Consider the following 6,387-nt stretch of genomic DNA (forward strand, 5'->3'; position numbering starts at 1 on the left):
ACAACATCTTCATCGAGCGGCCATGGCGAACCCTGAAATACGAGTGCGTCTACCTGCATGCTTGGGAGACCGGATCGGAGACGAAAGCGGCCATCCGGAAATGGATGACCTTCTATAACCACCAGAGACCTCATTCAGCCCTGGCCGGCCAGCCTCCGGCGCTGGTCTATTGGCAGAGAAATGATAACAATCAACCCGATCAGCAGGTGCAACGAGTAGCTTAAATTATGCCGGATCCTGTCCAATAGATGGGGAGTAGCTCACCCCTCAGATACCGCATGCCGGGCGTACGCGAATTAACGGCGTTGATCATTCGGAGAGCTCCGCCTCTCGCCTTGCTGCCAGGGCCACTTGCCGTCGATCTCTACTTCCAGCGACAGGCTTAGGAATGTCCGGATCAGCACGATCCCGGCCAGGACGGCAACACTCCGCAGCGTTGGCTCAACGGCAACCGTGTTGATGATGTCGGCTGCGACGAGCAACTCAAGGCCGAGAAGAATGGATCGGCCAAGGCGCGAGCGGAGGGTATGAAAACGACTCCCCGGGACCTGCGGCGTCTCGGTGCAGAACCTGAGGAAAGCCGCCACGATGCCAATGACGATGACCGCCACACCTCCGATCTCGATACCGCGGGTGATCCAGTGCAGGACTTCTTCCAGTGCGGCATCCATGTCAGTCTCCCATCTCGTTTTGACAAGAACGCCGAGCCGGCGGCAGCCCGTTCCCATAGGGAAGAAAGTTTCCGCCAACGAGGAAGCTAGGCACCGGGCAGGGAGGGAACGTAATGCGGGATCATCCCCGTCAGGAACGATCTCCGACACCGTGCGCCGCACCGAGGTGCCACAGGGTCCCTTTTCCTTTTCGAGATGAAGTTCGGTCGCAATGCCCCTGCAAAATTCTGATCCACAAGCAAGAAATACAACCTCGGATTGTGGTTGATCTCAGAAGCCGACGTATTTACCGCTCGTTCACGAGTGACGCCTTGTTCAGGCTCAGGGGAAGCTCGCCAGCCGGCGGGCTTCCACCTTGAACATCTGTCTCTTGCTGGCAACATCCGGATCAAGCCCGCTTGCCGCATCGCGTCGGAAATGAGACAAGGCTCGGTCCCCTCAGGCAGAACCTCCATGTCCCCTCATCCCGCTGACGTGCCCGCATTACCGTTCGACGAACGTGCCCGGTCTCTGGCCCTGCGTCGCTACGATATCCTCGACACCCCGTATGAGGAAGAGTTCGACGACATCGCCACCATCGCGGCCGAAGTCTGCCAGACCCCCATTGCGGTCGTGAACTTCGTCGATACCGAACGGCAGTTCTTCAAGGCCGAAGTCGGCCTTGGCGTGCGCGAGACGCCGCTCGACACCTCTTTTTGCGGCAAGGCCATCCTGTCCGAGGACATGATGATCGTTCCCGACGCGCTGGAGGATCCACGGTTCGACGGTAACCCGCTGGTGACGCAGGCGGGCGGCCTGCGCTTCTATGCGGGGGCCTTGCTGAAGACGAAGGACGGCTTCCCCATCGGCACGGTGTGCGTGCTGGACACAAAGCCTCGAAACCTCGACGAGCACCAGATCCGCACTCTGCGCCTTCTCGCTCGGCAGGCCATGACGCAGGTGGAACTGCGGGCGGCACTGGCGAACAGCCAGCGTCTGGAAGCCCGGCATCGCCAGGTGCTTGACAGCTCGATCGACTATGCCATCCTCTCCCTAGACCTTGATGGCAAGGTCACCGGCTGGAACCGCGGCGCAGAGAACGTGCTTGGCTGGTCCGAAGAGGAGATGCTGGGCCGGCCCGCCGAGATCATCTTCAACTCGGTGGATCGAACCGTTGGCATCCCTGACCTGGAGATGGAGGCGGCCCGGGAGAAGGGGCGCGGGGTCGACGAGCGCTGGCACGTCCGCAAGGACGGTTCCCGGTTCTTTGCCTTGGGCGAGATGATGCCGCTGAAGGATGATGCGGATCGCCACGTCGGCTACGTGAAAATCCTGAGGGACCGGACACGTGCGCGACGGCAGGCGCAGCGCCTTGCCCTTCTGGCGCCGGCCGCGGCGGCTCTGCTGGACGCGGACGATCCCGCGGCGACGCTTCGGCCCGTTCTTGAAGGCAGCGCCGACACCATCGGCTTCGAGCAGTGCTACCTTTACGACATGGATACGGCGGACGGGCACCTGGCGCTACAGCATTCCGTTGGCGTCAACGAAGAAACACAGATGGCTCTTCGGCATGTCACCTTCGACGTTCCGCTGTGCGGGATTGTTGCGGAGACATCCGAACCCCTTATCCTCTCCGACTTGCACCTGACGTGCGAGCCGCGCCACGAGATCGCTAAATCCACGGGTATCCGAGCTTATGCAGGCTTCCCGATCTTTGTCCGGGGCGCGGCCGTCGGCGTCATCTCCTTCGGCAGCGCCGAAGTCGATGTCTTTGACGAGGAGGCACTCTCCTTCTTCCAGACGGTCGCGCGCCTGCTGTCCGTGGCACGTGAACGGGCGGAGGATGCCCGTGCGCTGCGCGATGCCGAGCAACGATCGCGTGCCGCGCAGGAGGCGGGGGGTGTTGGCACATTCGAGGTGAAGGTGGCCAGCGGCACAGTGACCGCTTCGCCTGAATTCTGCCGTATCTTCGGGCTGACGCCGGGAAGTCAGCTCCCGATAAGTGTCTTTGAAGACCTGGTGCTGGACGAGGACCGCGCGCTACGGTCCGACGATGCCGGGCGGCGGGCCGGCACGTGTCCTGCGGATGTGGAGTATCGCATCCGCCGGGCCGATGACGGCAAGATCCGGTGGATTTCCCGCCGCGCCGAATACAGGCGGGACAGCACCGGCCACATCCTGTCCATGTTCGGAACGGCGCAGGACATCACGGACCGGAAGATCGCGACCCTGCGCCAGGAGGCACTCCTGGAGCTTGGTAATGGCGTGCGCCATGCCGCGACGCAGGAGGAGATGATCGAACTTGCCTGCCACGTCGTACTGAGAACGCTGGGGGCATCTCGCGCCGGTTATGCAACGGTGGATCGCCGCGCCGGCCGCTACGTCGTCTCAGGAGAATGCATCGCCGAGGACGTGCCCCACCTCCATGGCAATTACGATCTTGCCGACTTCGCGAAGACGACCGAGCAGCTTCAGCTTGGCGAGCCGCTGGTTCTTCGCGACGCGGAGGCGGAGTTGGCGTTCACAGAGGATGTGGCAAGCTACCGGGCCATCGCCGTTGCGGCACAGATCAGCGTCCCGCTCATCCGCCGGGGTGAACTGATCGGCGCCCTGTTCGTGCATCAAAGCCATGCACGCGACTGGACGGCGGGAGAGGTCGACTTCATGCGGCGGGTGGCCGACCGGCTTTATGCCGCCCTGGCGACGGCGCGGGCCGAGGCAGATCAGGCCGTTCTCAACCATGAACTGTCGCACCGGTTGAAGAACAGCCTGTCGATGGTGCAAGCCATCGCGACCCAGACGCTTCGATCCGTGACCGACAAGACCGCCCTCCAGGACTTCCTGCGTCGCGTGCAGGCGCTTTCGGCGGCTCATGACGTGCTTCTGCACCGCAACTGGAACGCAGGGTCGATCCGGGACACGATCCAGTCCACCCTGAACACGCTTGCCGATCCGGGGCGCATATGGATCAACGGGCCGGATCTGGATCTCGGGCCCCGCTCCACGCTCAGCCTGTCGATGCTGTTGCACGAGCTGGCCACCAACGCGATGAAATACGGCGCACTGTCGGTCGACACCGGCATGCTTCATGTAACGTGGCACGTCGAGGATGTGACGGAACGCGAACAGGACCTGGTGATCCTGTGGCGGGAGGCAGGCGGTCCGGAGGTCGTGCCGCCGTCGCGGAAAGGGTTCGGCTCGCGGCTGATTCAGTTGGGGCTAACGGGAACCGGAGGGGTCGAGCTCAGTTATAACAAATCGGGATTGGCCGCCACGATCAAAGCACCCCTCTTCGAGGTGCAGCAGTCCTGATGAGGATCGAGCACGATGTCTGACCCCACTGTCCTCGTCGTCGAGGATGAACTGCTCCTGAGAATGGCTGCCTTGGCCATGCTGGAAGATGCCGGCTACGACGCGGTGAGTGCTGTCTCGGCCGAGGCCGCCCTCCGCATCATGGAGACCTGCCCGTCGATCCGCGTGATCTTCACGGATGTCGATCTCGGCCGGGGGCAGGACGGCCTCTGGCTCGTATCCAAGGTGCGGGAAGGCTGGCCACCGGTTGGAGTTATTGTCACCTCAGGTCATCGGCATGTGACGCGTGAACTGCTCCCAAATGGTGCAGCCTTTATTGGAAAGCCTTACCTTGAGGAGAAGGTGCTGGAGGAAGTGCGGCGGCTCGCGGCCTGAGGCGCCAAAACCCGCTTGGTTTGAGAGGTTCTGATCCTGCTTGGCATGGAGGAACGATCTTCCCCAAAAGGACGTCGAAGGTCTGAAACGGACTCTGAGCTACAATAACTACGCAGCCTTTTTTGTTATAATATCACATAAGACAGATTACCCGCGAAAATTCATAGCTCGATTTATCAGTAACTTAAACTGTGGAGTAAATGTGTTAGATGACCTATGAGCGACTTCATCAGTAAATATTTTGGACCGTTCACGCGCTTGTAATGCGGATATCAAACTCCAATGTAAGGCGACCCTCTGGTCTGGGTGACTTGGGTTGGACGGAAGAACACCTTGAACGACCATTTGGATCCTCGGCGCTCATGACTGCCGCCTTTCGAGAACGCACAACCGCATAATCGTCAAAGACTGCGATCATCGTTCTTCAGGTCCTGAAGAAAAATCGTCTAATAAGGCTGTTCCCAATGACCGAGACGCCTATTGATCCAGAAGATCACGCCGAAAAGGGTCGCAGGTTTGCGAGGTACCGGCAGGAGATCCACTTCGAGGCGCAGATGCTGTCCAGCCGTCTAGGCGAGTACCTGTCTGCCCAATCGTTTCTAATCATTGCCTACGCTTCTTCCATAAGCGCTGGATGGTCCAAGCCCGGAATATTCCTGCTGCTTGTGCCGTTTCCAATGACCCTTCTCGGGTTAGTGCTGTCGATCGATGCTCAGAGGTCGATCAGGGCGTCCTATGAGGTCATCGATCGCTGGCACGATCGGCAGAATGTACTCATGGAAGAAAAGCAGGATCTGGCCAGTTACTGGCCGACGCGGAGAGTTGCACAGGATACACCTGTCGACCCGAACCTAAAAACCACGTTCTATCGAGGGTCACGCTTTGCAACTCGCTCACCGTGGATATTCATGGTCACGTGGATTTATCTGGCGGGAGTCGCAATCTGTCTGTTCATCGCAGGCTAATGGACTGACCAAGCGCTGTTCGAGCCGAAACGAGGTAAGTGTCCATCATAGGCCCCGATTTCGGACCACGCGCTCTTCACGCGGTCCGAAGTTCATACTGCGAATAAATTAGCGGCAATCAGGCGGCGGCGCCTTCATCCTCATCGTAGTCCGTCGCAGCTGCATTGACAGAGTCCTCGGCAAGCTCGGTAAGCTGGGTATCGGCAGCGGTTTCCTGAGCCAGAATATCCTCGATATGCTGCCGCGCCTCATCCAATCCAAGCGCTTCGGCAAATGCACGCATGGATCCGTACCGGGTGATCTCGTAGTGCTCGATTGCCTGGCAGCTGAAGATAATTGCAGCATCGGCGGCGACGCTTGCGCCAAAGTCTTCCAGCAGACTTTCACCTTCTTCGAGGATGCCGTCAATGGCTTCACACTTCTCAGCCTTGGCGCGCTTGCCCAGTAGCTCGAAGATCGCTTCCAGCTTCTCGATCTGACCGGCGGTTTCCTCCCGGTGCGACGTCAATGCCGCGACCAGATCGGGATGGTCGGCTGCCTTGATCATCTTGGGCAGAGACTTATAAATTTTCTTCTCTGCGTAGTAGATATCGCCAAGAGCATGCTCGAAAAGATCCGAAAGGCTCTTGCTGTCTTGGGCTGCCGCTTGTGCCGCTTTCCGATTGGTAGACTTGGCTGCGACCGCTTGCGCCCGCTTTTGGCGTGTCTCTACACTTGCTGCCGGGCTCTTGCTCCCGCTCGCACGGGCGGTTTTCTTTGCCGCAGCTGCCGTAGTCTTGTCCTTCGTCGAGTCTTTCGCCGTAGCCATTTGATACTCTCCTCACACGGTCAAATGCCATTTTAGCTGGCGAACTGAAACTCTGCCGGGGAGAGAGGGTTCCAAAGGGATGGCATTGTTGCAGAACTCGGCGTTGAAGCGTGATGTCCCCTTACCCCACCAGCCTTAGGCCACGCGTTCGGTCTCGGCAGTGCCGAGGGTGTTGAAGCGGTTCATGAGGGCGATGCGGATGTGGATCTCAGCGGTCTGGCGGTCGGGGTCTCGTGAGGCGATGCGCTCGCCGAAGGACTTCAGGCAGCGCATTTTT

General features: G+C 59.8%; 6 protein-coding genes and 1 pseudogene. 4 read left to right on the plus strand and 3 right to left on the minus strand.

Translation table 11 applies throughout. The features are described from left to right. The coding region (locus tag CDV49_RS19985) for an integrase core domain-containing protein (RefSeq protein WP_143413225.1) at window positions 1–224 on the plus strand (224 nt) is incomplete at its 5' end. Between the two features lie 72 nt (window positions 225–296). On the opposite strand, the gene CDV49_RS19990 is transcribed toward CDV49_RS19985, so the two are convergent. Next, window positions 297–671, minus strand: a complete 375-nt coding sequence (locus CDV49_RS19990) for a DUF1622 domain-containing protein (protein ID WP_051911490.1) — start codon at window positions 669–671, stop codon at window positions 297–299. 453 nt (window positions 672–1,124) lie between these two features. Here CDV49_RS19990 and CDV49_RS19995 point away from each other — a divergent pair, with 453 nt between their 5' ends. From CDV49_RS19995 to CDV49_RS20005, 3 genes are all read left to right on the plus strand, one after another. After that, a complete protein-coding gene (locus tag CDV49_RS19995; RefSeq protein ID WP_088217014.1) occupies window positions 1,125–3,962 on the plus strand; it encodes a GAF domain-containing protein in 2,838 nt (945 codons plus the stop codon). Window positions 3,963–3,977: 15 nt separating this feature from the next. Further along, window positions 3,978–4,337 (plus strand): response regulator, encoded by a 360-nt coding sequence (locus tag CDV49_RS20000; protein WP_035715192.1) that lies wholly within the window; start codon window positions 3,978–3,980, stop codon window positions 4,335–4,337. A gap of 464 nt (window positions 4,338–4,801) precedes the next feature. Continuing rightward, window positions 4,802–5,302, plus strand: a complete 501-nt coding sequence (locus CDV49_RS20005; protein WP_051911488.1) for a RipA family octameric membrane protein — start codon at window positions 4,802–4,804, stop codon at window positions 5,300–5,302. 118 nt (window positions 5,303–5,420) lie between these two features. Here the strand turns inward: CDV49_RS20005 and CDV49_RS20010 are convergent, their stop codons facing one another. Further along, window positions 5,421–6,110 (minus strand): YciE/YciF ferroxidase family protein, encoded by a 690-nt coding sequence (locus CDV49_RS20010; RefSeq protein ID WP_084684282.1) that lies wholly within the window; start codon window positions 6,108–6,110, stop codon window positions 5,421–5,423. A gap of 135 nt (window positions 6,111–6,245) precedes the next feature. Next, window positions 6,246–6,387, minus strand: a pseudogene (locus tag CDV49_RS20370) (IS5/IS1182 family transposase); the annotation flags it as partial.

Origin of the sequence: Haematobacter genomosp. 1, from assembly GCF_002196855.1 — a bacterium.
Lineage (GTDB): Bacteria > Pseudomonadota > Alphaproteobacteria > Rhodobacterales > Rhodobacteraceae > Haematobacter.